The following is a 22,075-nucleotide window of genomic DNA, read 5'->3' as shown; positions in this document are numbered from 1 at the left end:
AAAACACTGATAACAAACACCTTTACACTATCTCTTCTAATGAAAATAATAAAAATGAAAATGTGCTAAAAAAAAACTACATTTGTCGATAAGTCAAATCAAACTTTTTTATGACTGAATTTTTAAAAAAAGAAGGCAAATTTACATACGTAGAAGCTGGAGAAGGAACACCGATCATCGTTTTACACGGGCTCATGGGAGCATTGAGTAATTTTGACGCAACTTTTAGCTATTTATCAAAAAAAGGATATAAGGTTATAATTCCTGAACTCCCTTTATATTCACTTCCTCTACTAAAAACAAACGTTAAAAATTTAGCTAAGTTTATATATGAATTTATTGAATTCAAAAACTTAAAAGATGTTGTTTTATTAGGTAATTCATTAGGAGGCCATATTGCTTTATACTATATTAAACACTATCCGAAAGACATTGCTGCCCTAGTTTTAACTGGTAGTTCTGGTTTATATGAAAATTCAATGGGGAATAATTACCCTAGACGTGGAGATAAAGAATTTGTTAGAAACAAAACTCGTGATGTTTTTTACAATCCTGAGATAGCAACTGATGAACTTGTTGATCAAGTTTATGAAGTTATTAATGATAGAAATACATTAATTAGAACATTAGCTATTGCAAAAAGCGCTGTAAGGCATAATATGGCGAATGATTTGCCAAATATGGAACAACCAACATGTTTAATTTGGGGAAAACAAGATACAGTAACCCCTCCTGAAGTTGCTGAAGATTTCCATAGATTATTACCTAATTCTGATTTATATTGGATAGACAAATGTGGTCATGCAGCAATGATGGAGACACCTGAAGAGTTTAATCGTCTTTTAGAAGAGTGGTTAACAAAACGTAATATATAACAAGCTATTTATTTACATGAAAATCAAATCAGCTGATTTTATAATGAGTAACTCTAATGTTACTAAAGCCCCAAAAGATCGACTTCCTGAGTATGCATTCATTGGCCGATCTAATGTAGGTAAATCTTCATTAATCAACATGTTAATGGAGCGTAAAGATTTAGCTAAAATATCTGGAAAACCTGGAAAAACTCAACTTATTAATCATTTTAAAATTAATGACGAGTGGTTTTTAGTGGATTTACCTGGATACGGTTATGCCAAAGTTTCTAAAAAGAAAAGAACAATCTTTCAATATTTTATTGAAAATTATTTTAAAGAAAGAGAACAACTAGTATGCACCTTTGTTTTAATTGATAGCCGCCATGATCCTCAAAAGATCGATTTAGAATTTATGCAATTCCTTGGCCAAAATCAAATTCCTTTTTGTATCGTTTTTACTAAAGCAGATAAATTAGGAAGCTCAAAACTAAACAAGCAAATTACTTCTTATAAAAAGAAGCTTTTAAACACATGGGAAACACTTCCTAATTCATTTATAACTTCATCTTCAACTGGACTTGGACGTGATGAGTTTTTAAATTTTATTGAACAGGTAAACCATGATGTAGCTAAGGATTTTAAATAATTGGTAGCTACCTCAAAGTAACAAAATGCATTCAACCAAAGAAACCCTTGAAGTTTTACACGAAGACAATCATTTAATAATTGTTAATAAACGTTCTGGAGACATTACTCAAGGTGATAAAACTGGAGACAAACCTCTAAGCGATGTTGTTAAAGAATACATTAAAAAGAAATATAACAAACCTGGAAATGTATTTTTAGGAACGGTTCATCGGTTAGATAGACCTACTTCTGGTGTAATTATTTATGCTCGCACTTCGAAAGCTTTAGAGCGATTAAATAAAATGTTACGTGATAAAACCATAAAAAAAACATATTGGGCAGTTGTAAAACAACAACCAAAAAAAGAAAGTAACACTTTAATTAATTACCTTAAAAAAAATCCAAAGAACAATAAATCTTCAGCATACGATAAAGAAATTAAGGAAAGCAAAAAAGCTATACTTCATTATAAGACCATTAAGCGTTTAGACAATTACTCTTTATTAGAAATTGATTTAGAAACTGGTCGACACCATCAAATTAGGGTGCAACTTTCAAACATTGGAAGCCCTATAAAAGGAGATTTAAAATACGGATTTAACAGAAGTAATAAAGATGGAAGTATTCATTTACATGCACGAAAAATTGAGTTCATTCATCCTGTAAATAACGATTTTATTAAAGTTGTAGCACCTACACCTAAAGATTCAATTTGGGATGCTTGTATGTAATTTGTATATTTAGACAAATTTCAACAATGAAAGCCTTCAAGTATTTATCTATTTTAGTTTTACCACTAACAGTATATATTTCTTTTACACAAAATGGCTTATTTACTTTTTTACCACTAATTACATTTTTTGGGCTTGTACCTTTTTTGGAACTTTTTTTTTCTCCAGATAAAAAAAACCTCACACAAGATCAAGAAGATATAGAAAAAGAAAATAAGATATATACTGGCATCTTATACTTCACCGTTCCTTTGCAGTTATTCTTTTTAGGATGGTTCTTTATTATAATGCAAGATCCTAACCTTACATTTACAGATACTATTGGTAGAGTTTTTGCTATGGGATTAATGTGTGGTGTTATAGGTATCAATGTTGGCCATGAACTTGGTCATCGAAATAATAGGTTTGATGAATTTTTAGGAGAAGTTTTATTACTAACCTCTTTAAATACTCACTTTCTACCTTATCATAATGCTGGTCATCATTTTAATGTGGCAACCCCTAAAGACGCAGCTACTGCAAGAAAAAATGAAATAATTTACCTCTTTTGGTTTCGCTCTCATTTTCAAAGTTATTATCAGGCTTGGAAAACAGAAAGCATACGATTAAAAAACTCAGAAAAAAGCTGGTTTCACTATCAAAACAGAATGTTAATCTATACTTTTTGTAATATTATTTTACTAGGTAGCTTATTCTTTTTCTTAGGATTAAAAATGCTTCTTATATTTTTAATCACAGCAATAATAGGAATTTTATTACTTGAAACTGTAAACTATATTGAACATTACGGACTATTACGTAAGAAAAACGAAAGAGGAAGATATGAGCGTGTTAAAAGAACACATTCCTGGAACTCTGATCATGTAATCGGGAAAACAATGTTGTTTAATTTATCTCGACATTCAGATCATCATTATAATGGAAGTAAACATTACCAATTATTAAAATCATTACCTGAAAGCCCACAAATGCCTACGGGTTATCCTGGAATGATGCTACTAGCTCTATTTCCTCCATTATGGTTCAAATTAATGAATAAAAAACTAGAAGAACTCTAAGCAAAATGAACATCCCTCAACTTATTCAGCATCAAAGAAAATTCTTTACAAGCCAACAAACTAAAGATATAGCATTTAGAAAAAATATCTTAAAGCGCTTATTAAAAGAATTAATAAAAAGAGAACGTGAAATTATTAAAGCTTTGTACGATGATTTTAAAAAACCGGAATACGAAGCAGTAATGACAGAAATCTCTATTGTGATTTCTGAATTAAGGATGACTATTAAAAATATTCATTCTTGGAGTAAACCTAAACGGGTTTTACCTTCTATTTTAAACTTTCCCTCTTCTGCTAAGATATACAAAGAACCTTATGGAACGGTTTTAATTATTGCTCCTTGGAATTACCCATATCAATTGGCTTTTTCTCCTTTAATTGGAGCTATAGCTGCTGGAAATACAATTATTGTAAAACCTTCAGAATTAACACCTAATACAAGTAAAATAACTAAAGAAATTATTGAAAATGTTTTTGACATCAACCATGTTACTGTTGTTGAAGGTGGTGTACCAGTTGCTCAGGAATTATTAGTACAACGTTGGGACTATATCTTTTTTACTGGTAGTGTTCCTGTTGGAAAAATTGTTGCTAAAGCAGCTGCTGAGCACTTAACTCCCGTAACATTAGAACTGGGAGGTAAAAGCCCATGTATTGTTGATGACACAGCTAATATTAAATTAGCCGCTAAACGAATTGTATGGGGTAAATTTATTAACGGAGGACAAACGTGTATTGCTCCAGATTATTTATTAATTCATAAAACTGTTAAAGATAGTTTTGTTCGTTATTTTAAAGAAGAAATATCAAAAGCTTATGGTGATAATCCTAGTGAATCTCTAGATTACCCTCGTATTGTAAATGCTCGAAATTTTGATCGTTTAGCTAAAATGTTAACCAATGAAAAGGTATTAATTGGTGGTGAAACCAATAAAGATAGCAACTATATTTCACCTACCTTGTTAGATGAACCTAGCTTAGATAGTGAGTGTATGAAAGGTGAAATTTTTGGACCTATTTTTCCAGTTATTTCTTATGAAAATGAAAATGATATTGAAAAAATTACTTCTAATTATGACAAACCTTTAGCATTATATGTATTTACTAATCGTAATTCTTTTGCTAAAAAAATCATAAAACGTTATTCATTTGGAGGAGGTACTGTAAATGATACTACTGTACATTTTGCAAATAACAGATTACCTTTTGGTGGAGTTGGTGAAAGTGGAATTGGAGGCTACCACGGAAAACAAACATTTGACACTTTCTCTCATAAAAAAGGAATAGTAACAAGAGGCACATGGTTAGATATTCCTACTCGATATGCTCCATATAAAGGAAAATTAAAACAACTTAAAGCTTTAATGAAACTTGGATAACCCTATTATGACACAACAAAAAACAGTATCAGAAGCTATTAATTATCGCCGTTCTGTAAGAATATATGATGAAAACAAAACAATTGATTCTTCTATTGTAAAAAAATGTATAGAACAAGCTAGCTTAGCTCCTACTAGCAGTAACATGCAACTATGGGAGTTTTATCATATAACCTCTAAAGAGGTTATTACAAAAATAGCTCCATTGTGTTTTAATCAAAACGCCGCAAAAACAGCACAAGAATTAGTTGTTTTTGTAGTTAGAAAAGATTTATGGAGGAAACGCGCAAAAGCTAATTTAGATTTTATGGATGAAGCCTTTGGGAAAAACACTCCAAAATCCAAACAAAGTAGTAGAGAAAAAGTAGCAAGAAACTATTATGGAAAACTCATTCCATTTGTATATTTTGATTTCTTCGGAATTTTAGGCATATTTAAATACCTGTTAACTTTAATTACAGGACTATTTAAACCAATATATCGTGAAGTTAAAAACAGCGACATGCGAATTGTTGCTCATAAAACTTGTGGTTTAGCTGCTCAAACTTTTATGTTATCAATGGCTTCAGAAGGGTATGATACTTGCCCTATGGAAGGTTCAGATACTTGGCGTATAAAACGTGTTTTAGGTCTACCAGTTAGTGCAGAAATCAACATGATTGTTTCTTGTGGTATTAGAAAACCTGAAGGAGTTTATGGAAAACGCTTTAGAATACCTTTTGACGAAGTTTATAAAAAAATTTAAGTTTTTAACACCAAAAATCAGTTCGGATAAAATTTTAAAACCACAATTAAGCAACAAAGTTGCGTTAGAAGAAAAAATGTATATCTTTGCCATGTGAAAAAACACAAAAAAATAGTAGGCAAACTTTTTTTAGGACTCATGATAATGATGCACCTATCTGTTTTTTTTCACTCTTTTTTTCATCACAATTCAACAAAAGTTACATCTTCTAAAGATATTGTTAAAGTTAGCGATTCTGAAAACGAGTGCTCTTTCTGTTATTTAAATCTAAACAATTTATATACGAATATTGATAAACAACAATATTTTATAAATACTTTTTATCAAAGATTAAATGTATACTATATAAATTCACATTTTACAACTTCCTTTATAGGAGCTGAAAATTCGAGAGCACCACCATTTTACTTATAATATACCATTCCTTTTATAAAGCAATTAATATGTAATCAAACTTTTACTTATTAAGTATATATAGAATATTTTTTATTCGCTTTTTAATCTAGGAAATTCTTTTCACAAAACAAATTATTACACAAACCTACTCAATGCTACAAGCCATAAACCTATCTATGTGCTATGGGGATAAACATGCACTAAAAGATTTAAATTTTTCAGTAGCTCCAGGAGAAATATTTTGCCTACTAGGGCAAAATGGTGCTGGTAAAACAACCACCATTAATATTTTTTTAGGACTATTAAAACCAACGTCAGGAACCGCTACTATAAACAACAGCTCTTCTCTTAATAATAGTAACGTAAGAAAAAACATAGCTTATATACCTGAAATAGTTCAGTTATATAGAAATTTAACTGGGCTGGAGAATTTAAACTTCTTTAGTCAATTAGCTGGTTTTAAATATTCAGAAAAGGAGTTAATTACTTTTTTAAACACCGTTGGACTTCAAGAAGAGGCTCATCGAAAAAAGTTAGCTACTTATTCAAAAGGGATGCGTCAAAAAGTGGGTATTGCTATTGCATTATCTAAAAATGCTAAATATATTTTAATGGATGAGCCTACTTCTGGTTTAGATCCTAAAGCTTCTTTTGATTTTACAGAAATCTGCAAAAAACTTGCTAAAAATGGAGTAGGGATCCTTATGGCTACTCATGATATTTTTAATGCGGTAAATGTAGGATCTAGAATAGGTATCATGAAACAAGGCACAATAGTTCATACAGCTGAAACTTCAACTATTAACGCACAACAATTACAAGAATTATACATCAAAACAATATAAAATAATTCCTTTTAAATATAGCAACATGAAAATTAATAAATTAATTCTATTCGCAATAACATTTTGCGTGTATCAAATAGCCTACTCACAATCTAAAATTAGTGGAGTTCTAATAGATGCCAATAAGCAACCTATTTATGGAGCTACAGTTATAGTAAGCAAAAACAATAACAAAACTCATACTGCATCTGACCTTAACGGAAAATTTTATCTTGAAACAAAAAAAGGTGGATTGCATACTATTCAAATATCTTATGTAGGTTACAAAACTTACCAACAGGAAATAACAATTACATCAAAACAAAATTATGACCTAGGAAAAATAATACTAGCTTTATCTAATGAGTATTTACAATCGGTTGAAATAATTGGTAGAACAAGAAAAGATTATAACAGTGATTATTCTTTTTCAGCAACTAAAATAGCTATCAAAAATAAAGAACTACCACAAGCTGTAGCTAGTGTAACTAAAGAACTTATTTCTGATCGTTTAGCTTTTCAATTACCAGATGCTGTAAAAACAGTAAGTAATGTATCTGCTACTGGCTTATACAATCACTACAATATTAGAGGTATTACTCAGGCTGATGATGGTCAAATAGTTAACGGTATGCGTACTCGTCAGTATTACTTTTTACAACCAATAACATCACATTTAGAACGTGTAGAAGTTATCAAAGGACCTTCTTCTGTAACTTTCTCTAGTTCTGATCCAGGAGGAACTGTGAATATGGTTACAAAAAAACCATTATTAGAAAAACGTAGTGAAGTTTCTTTAGCTACTGGAAGTTTTGGTACAATTAGAGCTACCGCAGATTTTACTGGGCCACTAAACGAGTCAAAAACATTATTATATCGTGTTAACGCAGCTTTTCAAGAAGCAGATTCATTTAGAGATGTTGTAAACAACAATGCCATTTTATTTTCTCCTTCTTTAAGTTACATACCTAATGAAAGCACTTCATTTAATGTAGAATTGATTTACAACAATGCCGAAGGTAATTTAGATAGAGGTCAGCCAATTTTTGGAGCAATAAATGGTGAGTATGATATCAATAGTACACCTATTACAATGAATGTTGGCGCATCAAACGACCATTACAAAACAAAAGAGCTAACATTTATGGCTAGCTTCAATAAAAAGTTTTCTGAAAACTTTGGTTTTAATGCTCAATATATGAAGCAAACTTGGGATGAAGATTTAGCTGAACACAGAATAGACGGTTCAGCTGTTGACATTAATGGTACTATAATTCCTACACTTGCAAGAATGAGATATGATAAAAGACAACAGTTTTGGGAAACAGATAACTTTAGTGCATATTTTAATTACGATATTAAAGCAGGAAACATTACTAATAAAATATTGATTGGTTATGATGCTTCACGTTGGGAAAGAAAAATTGGAGCAGGATTCAATAGAGCAAGACGCTATTTAACAGTTAGTGGTGGTCAAGCAAATTTTAACCCAAGTAACGCAGCTAACTTTCAACAAATGGTTGTAAATGGTGTAACAATGCCAGTCCCTGCTGTTCCTCATTTTGATTTAGAAAACCCTTTTAACGGTGCAAGAAACACAAGTGCTTACAATCTTTCTGAATTAACAATTCCTGCAAATTTAAATTCATCAGATGGAATATACATTCAAAATCAATTTAAGATTGGAAAATTCTCCGCATTAATAAACTTAAGATATGAATGGTTTTCTGATATTTTTAATTATAAAGCGGATGAAAAAGAATTTAAAACAAATGCATTTGTACCAAGAATTGGTTTAACTTATGAAATCACTAACAATATTAGTGCATATGGAACTTATTTAGAAGGTTTCCAACCTCACACAAATACAGTTTCATTATCGCCAACAGCAGAAGGTTTCTTTTGGGCGGCTTCACCAAGCAGGTTCGATCCACTAGAAAGTAGTTTAAAAGAAATTGGTGCAAAAGGAGAATTTTTAAATGGTAGAATATTTGCAAACATTGCTTTGTTTGATATTACTCAAAAAAATATCTTATTAGGTAATACTTATGATTTAGATAATTTAACAACAAGAGGTAAGCAACGTAGTAAAGGATTTGAATTTGATGTTTCTGGTTATATAACATCAAATTTTCAACTTACAGTTTCTTACGGTTATACAGATGCTAAAATTGTAGAAGATGCAATACCTGAATTTATTGGAGCACGAATAGGAGGAGCTCCAAAGCATAATGCAAACTTCTGGGGACGTTACAATTTTAAGAATGAAACTTTAAAAGGTATTGGAATCGGTTTTGGTGCCCAATATGTAGATGAAAGATATACTTGGTACAACCCTACATATGCTATTAATAGAGTATTATTACCAGATTACACTGTTTTTGATGCCGCTGTATATTACAAACCCAATAATACAAGTATGCAATTAACTCTTAAAGTAAACAATTTATTTAACAATACTTATTGGTTAGGAGGTTTGAATCCTTCAAGATTAGGTCCAGGAGCTCCAAGAAACTTCATGCTAAATGCTACCTATAAATTTTAATTACCATGAAAAGTAAACTTGTTATTTTAATAGCAAAGCAATTTTTTAAAAAGACCTTTATTACTAAAGGTCTTTTAGTGCTTTTATTTATTTATTTAGCAGTTTTAGGGTATGTTACTGCTAATAGTTGGGCCGCTTTTGAAAAAAAGCATCATTCAGTAGAACATCATCAAGAATCTTCAAGAAAAAGTTGGGATGAAAATCCAGACAAACATCCACATAGAATGGCACATTTTGGGTCATTCGTTTTTAGGGCACAACATCCATTAAGTATTTTTGATTCTGGACTAGAAAGTTTTACAGGTAATTCTATTTTTTTAGAATCTCATAGGCAGAATACAGCAAATTTTTCTGAAGCAAGTTTATCTACAGGCTTAGTTCGTTTTGGTGATTTAAATATCACCATGTTATTACAGCTAATTCTACCTTTAATAATATTCTTTTTGGGATACGCTGCAATTACTTCAGAAAAAGAAAACGGAACGATTAAAATAATTTATATTCAGGGGGCTGGTATTAAAGAAATACTTTTAGGGAAATCTTTAGGATTATTTTTAGTTTCTTCACTTTTCTTTTTACCATCTTTATTTTCTTTATGGGGAATTTCTTTTATAGAAAATGATACAATCAATAGTGCAATAACTACAAGATCATTGTTAATAACCGTTAGTTATATTCTGTTTTACATGATTTTATGTTGTGTAACTGTAGTATTCTCAGGAAAGAGTCAAAACTCAAACAAAGCACTCTTAAGTTTATTAAGTGTTTGGTTATTGTTTTTCATTATCGTTCCTAAAATGGCACAAGTTGTAGGAAATTCAATATATCCAAACCTTTCAAAAATTGAATTTAAAGCTGCTATTGAAGAAGAAGTTTCTAAAATTGGTGATAGTCATGATCCTGATGATCCATATTTCAATTCACTCCGTGATTCAGTTTTAAAGGTACATAAAGTTACAAACATAAAAGATTTACCTTTTAATTATAGTGGGTTTGTAATGAGTAAAGGAGAAGAACAATCGTCTACAATTTATAACAATCAACATAAAAAATTGATAAATACTTATAAAAAACAAAATAGCATCTCTAATGGATTGGTATTATTGAATCCATACTTAGCGATTAAAAATTTGTCAATGAGCTTTTCTGGGACTGATTTTGACACCTATGTAAATTTCTTATCTCAAACAGAAAAATATAGATACAAGCAATCGCAATACATGAATAAACTTCAAATGAAATTTATTAGTAATAAAGCAACAAGCAGTGAAGGGAAAATTAATGTTATTGATAGGTCCTATTGGAAATCTGCTCCTAAATTTAGTTATAGGTATATTCCGATTCAGAAAATCATAAAAAATCAATTATTAGCTATTTCTACATTGTTTTTTTGGTTACTACTTGTACTAATTTTAATCACTAAGTATTCTAAACGTTTTAAAATTATTTAACCATGTATTCTTTATTAATTAAGCATTTTTTTAAGTCAAAAATAGTAGTATTAGCTTTTGGAATCTTAATGGTTTTAGGTTTTTTGAGTATAGGAACAGGAAAACAATTTTTAACACAAAAACAAGAAGTAATTGCCAAAGCCAAAATTGAACAAAAAAAACATATTAAAATACAGACGAATCTTCATAAAAACGATTTAGGATTACTTTTATATTATTTAAAGTTTTCTTACATCAATCCTGTAAGTTCTTTAGCTGGAATATCTATTGGCCAAAGTGATTTGAATTCTCATATACAAAATGTTACTATTTTAAACTTAGAAGGCCAAAAGTACAATACTGACTTAGTAAATCCAATGCGTTTACTTGTTGGGAATTTAGACATTAGTTTTCTCATTATTTTTCTTTTCCCACTAATTATTATCGCGTTAAATTTCAATATTTTATCGGAAGAAATAGAAAAAGGAACTTGGAAAATGATTACTATTCAAGGAAAATCATCATTCAACTTTTTGTTAAAGAAATTCTCTATAAGAATTGGTTTCGTTTTTATTATTTTAGGGTTACTTTTTTTATTCGCTAAGATTATTTTAGAAATTTCTTTTAGTGTAAATTTTCTAAAGATTATTATAATTAGCTACTTGTATATTTCATTTTGGTTTGCCATTTGTTTTTTTGTAATCATGTTTAGAAAATCTTCAAATACAAATGCAATTGTATTACTATGTAGCTGGTTACTTTTAGTAGTTTTTTTACCAGTTTTGGCAAACAATTATATAACAAACAAATATCCAGTAGATGAAGCATTTACAATGACTATTAAGCAAAGAGACGGATATCACAAAAAATGGGATACCGATAAAAAAGAAACTTTAGATAAGTTTTATGCACATTATCCTCAATTTTCAGATTATAAGTTACAGGAAAAAGGTTTTTCTTGGTTGTGGTATTATGCAATGCAGCAAATGGGTGATGATGAGTCAAAAAAAGAAAGCAACTCCTTACGCGAAAAAATACTTAAAAGAGAAAAACTAAGTAAACAAATAGCACAGTTTTTCCCTCCTATGCAAACTCAGTTAGTTATGAATGATATTGCTGGAACAAGCCTTACTAATCATATAAGTTTTTTAAATGCAACCACTGAATTTCATGAAAAACTACGTTTAGAATTTTATCCAAAAATATTTGATGAAAATTCAGCAAATAGCGTTAATTGGAATAATTTTACACCTGAAATTTACAAAAAGAATAGCTCTACTTCTTGGGTAAAAAACATACTTCCAATCACTATAATTACTTTCCTTTTATTACTATTTGGAATTATAAAGTTAAGAAAGATTTAATTTTATAGCCTAATCATATTTTTATTATGATTGGGCTATAATTTATTTCTTTGGTATAAAAATTAACACATTTTCACTCTTCTGTATCTCCTGTTGATTCAATTTCATTTTTACAAACTTCCCATCTAAATATTTCTGTGCTTGATTTTTATAGTACGAACTAAATACATTTCCTGATTGCCCTGTTGGTAAAATAGCCATACTGTTTTCTACATCTGAAAAATCAATAATTCTTCTAGTTGATGGCCCAGCACTTACTTTATAATATCCAGTACTATCAATTTTATAAATCTGATTGTTAATTACTTGGTCGCCCCCTATAGTTTTAAAAGGACCTACATTAAACAGCTTACGTAAAAGCCCTCCTGCTTTACCTATAGCATGCTCATATTCTACAGATGCTACTCTTTCCCATCTCCAATCATCAACATTTTCTCCTAATTGATTTTGTAAAAACAGTATTGCTTTCTTAAATGATTTCGTAACTATCTCTTCCTTTGTTTCTATTTTATCTTTCGTTGTAATATCATCCCACCAAACTGATACTTTCTTTTTTACTTGACTTGCTACTACTTTTTCTTCAAGAGGAGTACTTACAAATTGCTCTAAAGCATCTCCCATTTCATCTTTAAAAGTATTTTGTACAAACTCATACCATAAGCGATTATAAACAACTGGAGCTACTTGTTCTTTTTCAAATACCCCATTCCATGCTTTTAATATTTGTAGTGCTTTTTTTTCACTAGGAGATAATTTAAATTTATCAATGCTTTTTATCAAATGACCAATAACTTCAGGAGCTGTTACTGAAGTTACATCATATATCATTTTAGCTACATCTTCTTTTGTGAAATCATTTTTAGCATCTAGTAAATTCTCTATTCTTCTTGCTCTATTTTCAGGTAAATAATAACCAGGATATAGCATTCCAGCAATAGAATCTGGTTGATTATTTGCTGAATACACATAGTTGTTTTTTGGATTTATTGCTTGAGGGTTTTCCTCAAAATCCAAATAACTCAATATCTCATCTTCTCCAGAAGCACCATCTAAAATTAATTTAGTATTTAAACTGTCTCTGTATTTATATAACTTCCCTGATGCAAACCAGGCTATATTATTTTTAGCATCACCATACATAATATTCAATCCAGGTGCGTGTAATTTACTAGCTCCTTTTTTAAAATCAGATAAAGAGTTAGCATGAGACATTTCATAAGAAACATCTAATAACTCATTATTTAACTTCGTATAAACCCACTGCATAGCTATAGGACGAGTATCATCTAGAAATTCAATCAATCCATTCATTATTGGACCGTGCTTACTAACCTTTACTTGATATGTAGTGTCTTTTTCTCCTTTAACTTTTATGGTTTTATTTATCAATTTATACTTTTCATAACCTAAAGGTGTTTTATATTCTAAAGCATTATCTGGGTTATTTTGTTCATAATAAAAATCTACATCATCATTTTCAAACATTGTTAATCCGTAAGCATAATCTTTATTATGACCTAATAAAGGAAATGGAGTTAATGCTAAATTAAAACCATACATTTCATAACTAGGCGTTTTAATATGGGATTGGTACCATACAGAAGGTTGAGAAAACCCTATATGTGGATCATTAGCAAAAATCACTTTTCCATTTTTAGTTTTTTCCGGTCCAATGACCCATGAATTACTTCCAATAAATGGAGATACTGGTAGCTTTTCTAATAAAGTATTAATTGCTTTAGCAAAACTAGCTTTTAATTCAGGATTTTTTTCGTTTTTAATAACTGTTAAATTATCAAACGTAGCTCCATTAAGTTCATCGAAATAAGCATCTCCTAATTTTTCCTTCACTTCAGTTAATAAAGGATCTGTTTTATGAGCAACAGCAAAACTAAACGCCATATAACCATACACATTATAAATATCACTTAAAGTGTACTTTTCCTTATCTACACCTACCATATAAAACTCTAAAGGTGTTGCTCCTTCTTGCATAAATTGATTTATTCCATCTAAATATGATTGTGTTAATTGATATGATTGTGAGTTTTTATCTAATCTTTCTATTGTTTTTTTTGTTGCTTCCTCAATTCCTAATCCAGAAAAAAACGTGTCAACTCGTAATAATTCTTTTCCAAAAATTTCAGATAATCTACCCGCAGCTATTCTTCTTATTAGTTCCATTTGCCACAATCTATCTTGTGCATGAACATACCCTAAAGCTTTATAGGCATCTTTTTCATTTTCAGCATTAATATGTGGAACTCCAACTTCATCATAATATACTGTTACTTTTTCAGATATGTTGGCTAAAGCTACTTCACCATTATACACAGGCTTTAAACTATTGGTAAACAACCAAATCCCTATAAATAGTAAAATCAATAAAACTAAAATTACCTTTAATAATTTTTTAAACACAGTCATAAATCTGTTTTTCATCAAATATAAAAGAAATTTAGTTTGTTTATTATACGTCTTAACTTTTTAGCTTGGGTTTTAACAGTGTATTTTTTACACACTCATAATTTTATAATACACACTTTGTACACAAAGTATAAATAGCAAAAAAACACCTAATAAAAAACAAAGCGCTGAAATACAATACATTAAAAACTCTGGAAGTAATCTTAAAATACGATGGCATGTTTATTTCAATATCTAATGCAAATAATAATTATAAACTATTTAAGTCATGAAAAAATTAATTTTAGCTACAGCTATTTTTGCAGGAACAGTTTCGTCATATGCTATTACTAATAATGAAACACCACTTACAAACACCACATATTGTTTTAAAAACGATTCTTTTAAAGAAATCTCATTAGATAAATTGCCTTCTGCTTTAAATAAAGCTCTAAAAAAGGATTTTACTACAGCAAAAGTAAATAAAGCATATATTAATCAACACAATCAATACAAACTAGAACTTAGTATTAATAAAGAAATAAAAATTATTTATGCTGATAAAGATGGTAATTGGTTAGATGAAAAAGAGATAAGTAATCTTAAAAAATAATTTTCTGTTTTCCTTTCAATTTTCTCTTAAAAAGAGCGTTTTAAATAAAACGCTCTTTTTTTTATTCTATAAAGAGTAAACCTCACTAACTTAATAAGAGTACAACCATTTTATGAACAAGATTTTATTAATTGAAGACGATATTACTTTTTCAAAAATGTTAAAACATTTTCTTGAACGTAACCAATACATCGTTGACATTAGTTATACTATTAAGAATGCCTTTACTTTATTAAAAAAAAACTCCTACAATTTAATTTTTACAGATCTTCGTCTTCCCGATGGTGATGGTATTAACTTTTTAAAACAAGTAAAAAAAAACAATAACATTCCTGTTGTACTAATGACAAGTTATGCTGAAGTTTCAACAGCTGTTCAAGCAATGAAACAAGGTGCTTTTGATTATGTTTCTAAACCATTTAACCCTGATGAAGTTATTGAAGTAATAAAAAATGCTTTAGAAGAAAAATCAAAAAAAAATATAATAACCAAAACACTAATACAAGAAAAAGGAGAAAACAACACTCAATTTATCAAAGGTATTAGTTCAGCTTCAAGAGCTTTATATGAGTATATTGATTTAGTAGCACCAACTAACATGTCTGTACTTATTAACGGTCAAAGTGGTACTGGTAAAGAAGTTGTTGCTAAAACTATTCATAAACAAAGTACAAGAAAAAATCACCCATTTATAGCTGTAGATTGTGGAGCTATTCCTAAAGAAATTGCTTCCAGTGAGTTTTTTGGACACAAAAAAGGTGCTTTTACTGGCGCTACTAACCATAAAACTGGTCACTTTGAAGCAGCTAACAATGGAACTCTTTTTTTAGATGAAATTGGAAACTTAAGCTATGAAAATCAAATACAATTATTACGCGCTTTACAAGAGCGTAAAATAAAACCTGTAGGAAGCAGTGAAGAAATAACTGTAAATATTCGATTAATCACAGCAACTAATGAAAACTTATTAAAAGCTGTAGAAGAGGGTGATTTTCGTGAAGATTTATATCATCGTATTAATGAGTTTTCTATTAAAACACCTAGTTTAAAAGATAGAAACGATGACTTAATTTTATATGCTGACTTTTTTCTTAACAAAGCCAATCAACAACTTAACAAATCTGTTATTGGTTTTTCACAACAGGTTTTAACTATATTTCAATCTTATCATTGGCCAGGTAACCTAAGAGAATTATCAAATATAATTAAAAGAGCTACACTTCTAACTCAAACTAAAATCATAGAAAAACATACACTCCCTGATGAATTAATATATGTGGAGGAAGAAAAATCAACTTCAATTAAATTCTCTACAAAAGAAAATGAAAAGAAACTTATTTTAAAAGTTTTGAATAAAGTAGGAAATAATAAAACTAAGGCCGCTAAACTTTTAAACATTACAAGAAAAACTCTCTATAATAAAATAAACGAATACAACCTTAATTGAGGTAATTTTCAAGTTCTAAAACAAAGCATTCCAAATTTGCTTTAAAATTTTCATATATAGAATCATTTATTCTTGTGGTTGTTTCAAAAGCTTCTAAGAATTCTACAATATCAGTTGCTTCAATTTGTTTAAACATACTTAACATTTTATGACTGACATTGTTAAAACTAACTATGTCTTCTTCACTAATAGCCTTTTCTAAATTTGCACTATTTTTTTTTGTCTCCTTCAAAAAAAGAGCTAACATATTTTTTACTTCTGTTTCATCATTATTAAGAAATTCTTTCAAGGACAGAAAGCTGTAAGTTTTCAGTTTTAATTTGCTTGGTGGTTCTAGATCTTTTTCACTAAAAAAACTCTGAATCAAGCACTCTAATTTAACCATTGAAAATGGTTTTAATAATATATCCGAAAAACCAATTTCTATATATTCTTTTTTAGAAAAACTCGCTCTACCAGTCATAGCTATTATTGGTTGCTGCTTGTACGAACTCATTTTTTTTAGCGTTTCCATAAATTGTATTCCATTCATTTTTGGAAGTTGTATATCTGTTAAAACAAAGTCATATACTAATTCATTAATACTTTTAAGAGCATTTTGTCCGTTAGTAAATAGAACAACTTGTATCCCTAATTGCTCAAAAATATTCTTTAAAAGCTCTCTTATAGTTACATCATCTTCTACAACTATAGCCTTTAATTTATTTTTAAATTTTATAGGTTGCTTCTTTTCTTTCGGTAAGGTATTTTCTGAAAATCGTATTGGGATTTTTAAAATAAAAACACTTCCTTCACCCAAATTACTTTTTAAAGTTAAAGTTCCTCCTAATAATTCTGTAAGTTTTTTAGAAATAGTTAAGCCTAAACCAAATCCTTTTTTCCCTTTTTCATTTAATTGTAATTGTGAAAAAGGCTTAAATATTTTTTCTTGCTCACTTTCATCTATTCCTAATCCAGTATCACTAACTGTAACTTCTAAATATTTTTTATGACTTATAGTTTGAAGTTTAGCTTCAATTTTTATAACGCCATTGTTTGTGAATTTACAAGAGTTAGTTACTAAATTATAAAGGATTTGTTTTATTCTAAAAGGATCACTCAATATATTCTTATTAAAAGCTTTATCGGATTTTAAAATAATTTTAACGGGTTTTTCTTTTATTAAGTTATTAGCATTTTCAAACACTTCATTCAAATGCTTTTCTATGTTAAAAGGAATACACTCAATACCTATTTCTCCATTTTCAAGCTTTGAAAACTCTAATAAATCTTCCACTAACTTTCTCATATACACTGAGGCAGTTTGTATATGAGTTACTTGATTCTTTTCTTTAGTATTGTTTATTGACTTTTGTAATAATTCACTGTAACCAATTACTGTACTTAAAGGAGTCCTTAAATCATGGCTTACCATTGAAATTAATTGTTCTCTACTTTTTAAAAGTGAAGACGTTTTAATATTTGCATTTTCTAACTCTATTCTATAATGTTGACTCTTCCAAAAATCATTTAGTATAATAAATGAAAAGAAAACGATTATAATAAAGCTAACTCCACCAGCTAATAGAATAATATTCTTGCTTCTACTTAACATTTTTTGATGTTGATTATGAATATTACTTGAATAAGAAATGATGCTTTTTTCTAAACTATTAAGCACCTCTATAAGCTTTCTCGAGATTATTAAATCGTTCTCTACTAGCTCTTTTTCTTTTACTCGTAAAAATTTCTTTTTATTATTACTCTGCTTTTGAGCTTTTTGTAGTATTATTTTAGAAATAGATACTAATGAATCTATTTCTTTCTGATTTATATTTTTATCTTTATTATCATCATCAAAACTATTAATATATTTAAAATACTCTTCTAAACTTTGTTTTGTGCTTTTATCAAAAAACTTTGAGTTTTCAACAAACTCTTTAGTCGTAATTTTTCCCAAAAGAGTATCTATAGATCTAAGTTTATTGATAGCTTCATTTATAGATTTATCAGAATTATTTCTTCTAGAAATTCTATATAAACTAGTTATATTTTTATACTTTTTATTGATGCCTAATTTTATACTATCTAAAATACTCTTTTGCATAGCATTTTCTATTATAAAATTAAGTGAATCAATTTTTAACAACAATAATTTATTTTCTGTAGTATACTCATTAATTTTTTTTGCAGAATTTAATTGGATAGCTGCTCTCCCTAGATTTTCGTTTTCATAAATACTAGCAATTAAACTACTTGTTTTTAGTATTCTTTTTTTATCAGCAATACCCTCTTCTTGAATATAAATAAAGGTTTTAATTTCAGAAAACAATAATGCTCCAGAAATAATTGCTAGAAACCCCAGAATTATATATCCCATTAAAACCTTAAACGTTATTTTATGCTTTAATAATTTCATAAAAACAGTATAAAAATATTCGAATTATTCTTTTGTAACAACAACGATGCATTCTAATCTTTGTTGCTTAAAAACACCATATCTGCTAACATTACTTGTATTAATATATAATTAGTAAAAACAATAAAAGATTGTTTGTATTTTTGTAATTATAAAAATTCATTCTACCAATGAAAAAAATACAAATGGTTGATCTACAAGGTCAATATCAAAAAATAAAAGACGTTGTTGATACGTCAATTCAGGAAGTTTTAAATTCATCAGCTTATATTAATGGGCCTTATGTTAAAGAATTTCAGGCCGACTTAGAAAAGTATTTAAACGTTAAACACGTTATTCCTTGTGCTAACGGAACTGATGCTTTGCAAATTGCAATGATGGGATTAGGATTACAACCTGGTGATGAAGTTATTACTGTTGATTTTACTTTTGCTGCAACTGTAGAAGTTATTGGTTTACTTAAATTAACACCTGTATTAGTTGACGTTGAACTTGATACTTACAACATAGACATTGAAGCTCTAAAAAAAGCTATAACTCCAAAAACAAAGGCTATTGTTCCTGTACATCTGTTTGGTCAATGTGCTAATATGGAAGCTATTTTAACTATTGCTAAAGAGCATAATTTGTTTGTAATTGAAGACAATGCTCAAGCTATTGGTGCAGATTACACTTTTACTGATGGAACAAAAAAGAAAGCTGGTACTATGGGGCATGTGGGTACTACTTCATTTTTCCCATCAAAAAACCTAGGATGCTATGGTGATGGTGGTGCTATTTTCACTAATGATGATGAATTAGCACATACATTAAGAGGAATGGTAAATCATGGAATGTATAAACGTTATTATCATGATGTTGTGGGAGTTAATTCACGTTTAGATAGTGTACAAGCTGCAGTTTTAAAAACAAAATTACCTTTACTAGATAATTATTGTGAAGCTAGAAGAAAAGCTGCTTCGTATTATTCAAATTCATTTGCTAACAATTCAAGTATTGTAACTCCAGTTATTAGTGACTTTACCACACATGTTTTTCATCAATACACTTTTAGAGTTACAAACGGTAAGCGTAATGAGCTACATAAGCACCTACTAGATAATGGAATTCCTAATGCTATTTATTACCCTGTTCCTTTACATGCTCAAAAAGCATATCAGGATGATCGATATAATGAAGAAGACTTTAAAATAACTAACCAGTTAATTGATGAAGTAATTTCATTACCAATGCATACAGAATTAGATGAGGAACAATTAGTATTTATTACTAATACTGTTTCTGAGTTTTTAAAATAACCATTTAATTTGTCAATCGAGGAAGAACTTAACTTCAAAAAAATCATTAGAAAAGATATAGTTTACATTTTTAATAGGATTTATTTGAAGCTAAGTTCTTTTTATTTTTTTCAAAAAATAAAAAGAACTTGCTATAACTTTGTAAATAGAATATTCAGATAAGCTATTAGTTATAATTTTTTTACATAGTAATTATAAATAATAGCAAACAAATTCACACAAAAAATAAAGTCATGAAAAAAATTTTAGTTACTGGAGGATTAGGGTTCATTGGTTCTCATACTGTAGTAGAATTACAAAACTCTGGTTTTAAAGTAATTATTATTGATGATTTATCAAACTCAAAAATTGAAGTTTTAGATAATATTACAGAAATAACAGGAGTAAAACCAGAATTTTATAAGCTTGATCTAAAAATAAAATCTAATGTTCTAGATTTCTTTAAAAATAAAAAAATTGATGGTGTTATTCACTTTGCTGCGTTTAAAGCTGTAGGTGAAAGTGTTCAAAATCCATTAGATTATTATGAAAATAATATTGGAAGTTTAGTGTACTTATTACAGGGAATGCGTGATAATAATATTGACAACTTGATTTTTAGTTCTTCTTGTACTGTATATGGACAATCAGATGAGTTACCCATAACTGAAAATGCTCCAATTAAAACTGCAGAATCTCCATATGGAAACACTAAACAAATTGGAGAAGAAATAATTAAAGAAAGTTGTAAAGCTTATGCTATGAATGCAATTGCTTTAAGGTATTTTAATCCTATTGGAGCGCATCCAAGTATTAAAATAGGTGAATTACCTTTAGGTATCCCTCAAAATTTAATTCCTTATGTAACACAAACTGCTGCTGGGATAAGAAAGGAATTATCTATATTTGGTAATGATTATGAAACTCCTGATGGAACTGCTATTCGAGATTACATACATGTAGTTGACCTTGCAAAAGCACACATAGCTGCATTAAATCGTCTATTAGAAAAAAAGAATACAAAGTCTTTTAACTTTTTTAATATAGGTACTGGAATTGGCACTTCGGTTTTAGAAATTATTAAAACTTTTGAAAAGTGCACTGGTGTAAATCTAAATTATAAGTTTGTTGCTAAACGTGAAGGAGACGTTACTAGTGCATTTGCAAGTACAAAAAACGCAAACGAACAACTTAACTGGAAAGCTGAAAAAAGTTTAGAGGAAGCTCTACTATCAGCTTGGAAGTGGCAACAAAAAAGCAATAATGTATAGAATAAATACTATCTATATAGTATCGTGAAAACTATTATCGTCTATACTTATACTAAAAAAATCAATAAACTATCTAATGAATTATTCAAAACATTGTGATTTATGTAAAAATAAACAAATGGAATTGAAAAATGGATTGATATGTAGTTTAACAAATAAAAAACCTGATTTTAAAATATATTGTACTAAAATTGATTTTAGCAAAGATTTACAACAAATATTAGAATCAGTTAATATAGAACTAGAAGTTATAAAGAAAGATAAAATATCAATTCATTTAAGTTTTTATCTTTTTTCAACAATTGGAACTTTTATTATATTTGATGGAATATCTCTTTTAAAGTCTACTGAAAACAGCCGATATGCCATTGAAATTGTATTTCTGATAATTAGTCTTGGTATTAGCATATTTACAATAACATATCATAACATTAAAAAATACAGAAGAAAACTACATAATGCAAAATTTGATAAATATGAAATAGATTCTTTTCTTAAAAAATATAGGATTGAATATACATCAAAAACAAGTTTTAATGATAAAGTTCACGGTACTCAACAAATAGATATTGAAATAAATTTCTTTAATAAGACAAAAAAATCAACTAGATCTTCTTATAACATAGATTGCTAATCTTATATTCAAAAGTATTACCAACTAATAGAGTCTTTCCAAGCTAATATTCCCCACAGTATTGAACTACTGA

General features: G+C 28.8%; 17 protein-coding genes. 15 read left to right on the top strand and 2 right to left on the bottom strand.

All coding sequences use genetic code 11. From position 1 onward, the window contains the following. Positions 1 to 110: 110 nt before the first annotated feature. The 10 genes from DS884_RS12185 to DS884_RS12135 all read left to right on the top strand — a co-directional run bounded on the left by DS884_RS12185 (position 111) and on the right by DS884_RS12135 (position 11,956). The gene (locus DS884_RS12185; protein ID WP_113786947.1) at positions 111 to 875 is read left to right on the top strand and encodes an alpha/beta fold hydrolase; all 765 of its coding nucleotides are present in this window, start codon (positions 111 to 113) and stop codon (positions 873 to 875) included. A 16-nt stretch (positions 876 to 891) separates the two neighbouring features. Further along, positions 892 to 1,503: a ribosome biogenesis GTP-binding protein YihA/YsxC gene (gene yihA / locus DS884_RS12180; protein WP_113786946.1), complete on the top strand. Its 612-nt coding sequence runs from the start codon at positions 892 to 894 to the stop codon at positions 1,501 to 1,503. Positions 1,504 to 1,528: 25 nt separating this feature from the next. Further along, positions 1,529 to 2,215, top strand: coding sequence for an RluA family pseudouridine synthase (locus DS884_RS12175; protein ID WP_093868632.1), 687 nt, complete (start codon positions 1,529 to 1,531; stop codon positions 2,213 to 2,215). 26 nt (positions 2,216 to 2,241) lie between these two features. Continuing rightward, on the top strand, positions 2,242 to 3,273 hold the full coding sequence (locus DS884_RS12170) for an alkane 1-monooxygenase (protein ID WP_093868631.1): 1,032 nt from the start codon (positions 2,242 to 2,244) through the stop codon (positions 3,271 to 3,273). 5 nt (positions 3,274 to 3,278) lie between these two features. Further along, positions 3,279 to 4,652, top strand: a complete 1,374-nt coding sequence (locus DS884_RS12165; protein ID WP_113786945.1) for an aldehyde dehydrogenase — start codon at positions 3,279 to 3,281, stop codon at positions 4,650 to 4,652. A gap of 7 nt (positions 4,653 to 4,659) precedes the next feature. Then, on the top strand, positions 4,660 to 5,397 hold the full coding sequence (locus DS884_RS12160; protein WP_093868712.1) for a nitroreductase family protein: 738 nt from the start codon (positions 4,660 to 4,662) through the stop codon (positions 5,395 to 5,397). A 548-nt stretch (positions 5,398 to 5,945) separates the two neighbouring features. Next, positions 5,946 to 6,638: an ABC transporter ATP-binding protein gene (locus DS884_RS12150; protein ID WP_093868628.1), complete on the top strand. Its 693-nt coding sequence runs from the start codon at positions 5,946 to 5,948 to the stop codon at positions 6,636 to 6,638. A gap of 25 nt (positions 6,639 to 6,663) precedes the next feature. Further along, positions 6,664 to 9,162 (top strand): TonB-dependent receptor, encoded by a 2,499-nt coding sequence (locus DS884_RS12145; protein ID WP_113786943.1) that lies wholly within the window; start codon positions 6,664 to 6,666, stop codon positions 9,160 to 9,162. Positions 9,163 to 9,167: 5 nt separating this feature from the next. Continuing rightward, positions 9,168 to 10,613 (top strand): ABC transporter permease, encoded by a 1,446-nt coding sequence (locus tag DS884_RS12140; protein ID WP_113786942.1) that lies wholly within the window; start codon positions 9,168 to 9,170, stop codon positions 10,611 to 10,613. A gap of 2 nt (positions 10,614 to 10,615) precedes the next feature. Then, positions 10,616 to 11,956, top strand: coding sequence for a DUF3526 domain-containing protein (locus DS884_RS12135; RefSeq protein WP_113786941.1), 1,341 nt, complete (start codon positions 10,616 to 10,618; stop codon positions 11,954 to 11,956). A 42-nt stretch (positions 11,957 to 11,998) separates the two neighbouring features. On the opposite strand, the gene DS884_RS12130 is transcribed toward DS884_RS12135, so the two are convergent. Then, positions 11,999 to 14,383, bottom strand: coding sequence for a penicillin acylase family protein (locus DS884_RS12130; protein WP_113786940.1), 2,385 nt, complete (start codon positions 14,381 to 14,383; stop codon positions 11,999 to 12,001). Between the two features lie 268 nt (positions 14,384 to 14,651). On the opposite strand from DS884_RS12130, the gene DS884_RS12125 reads away from it, so the two are divergent. Both DS884_RS12125 and DS884_RS12120 read left to right on the top strand, forming a co-directional pair. Continuing rightward, the gene (locus tag DS884_RS12125) at positions 14,652 to 14,975 is read left to right on the top strand and encodes a hypothetical protein (RefSeq protein ID WP_093868623.1); all 324 of its coding nucleotides are present in this window, start codon (positions 14,652 to 14,654) and stop codon (positions 14,973 to 14,975) included. Positions 14,976 to 15,087: 112 nt separating this feature from the next. Then, positions 15,088 to 16,422, top strand: a complete 1,335-nt coding sequence (locus DS884_RS12120) for a sigma-54-dependent transcriptional regulator (protein ID WP_113786939.1) — start codon at positions 15,088 to 15,090, stop codon at positions 16,420 to 16,422. Here the strand turns inward: DS884_RS12120 and DS884_RS12115 are convergent. Further along, complete coding sequence (locus tag DS884_RS12115) at positions 16,415 to 18,820, bottom strand: ATP-binding protein (protein ID WP_113786938.1); 2,406 nt, start codon at positions 18,818 to 18,820, stop codon at positions 16,415 to 16,417. The genes DS884_RS12120 and DS884_RS12115 overlap by 8 nt on opposite strands. Positions 18,821 to 18,990: 170 nt before the next feature. Between DS884_RS12115 and DS884_RS12110 the strand changes: the two genes are divergently transcribed. The 3 genes from DS884_RS12110 to DS884_RS12100 all read left to right on the top strand — a co-directional run bounded on the left by DS884_RS12110 (position 18,991) and on the right by DS884_RS12100 (position 22,002). Then, a complete protein-coding gene (locus DS884_RS12110; RefSeq protein WP_113786937.1) occupies positions 18,991 to 20,118 on the top strand; it encodes a DegT/DnrJ/EryC1/StrS family aminotransferase in 1,128 nt (375 codons plus the stop codon). 233 nt (positions 20,119 to 20,351) lie between these two features. Further along, positions 20,352 to 21,368 (top strand): UDP-glucose 4-epimerase GalE, encoded by a 1,017-nt coding sequence (gene galE, locus DS884_RS12105; RefSeq protein WP_113786936.1) that lies wholly within the window; start codon positions 20,352 to 20,354, stop codon positions 21,366 to 21,368. Between the two features lie 76 nt (positions 21,369 to 21,444). Continuing rightward, entirely contained in the window at positions 21,445 to 22,002 is a 558-nt protein-coding gene (locus DS884_RS12100; RefSeq protein ID WP_147239407.1) for a hypothetical protein, read from the top strand. Positions 22,003 to 22,075 lie beyond the last annotated feature (73 nt).

It is taken from the genome of Tenacibaculum sp. E3R01, assembly GCF_003318185.1.
In the GTDB taxonomy this organism is placed as follows: domain Bacteria; phylum Bacteroidota; class Bacteroidia; order Flavobacteriales; family Flavobacteriaceae; genus Polaribacter; species Polaribacter halocynthiae.
Note: the sequence above shows the minus strand (reverse complement) of the source record. Positions and strands in the feature narration are given on the sequence as shown.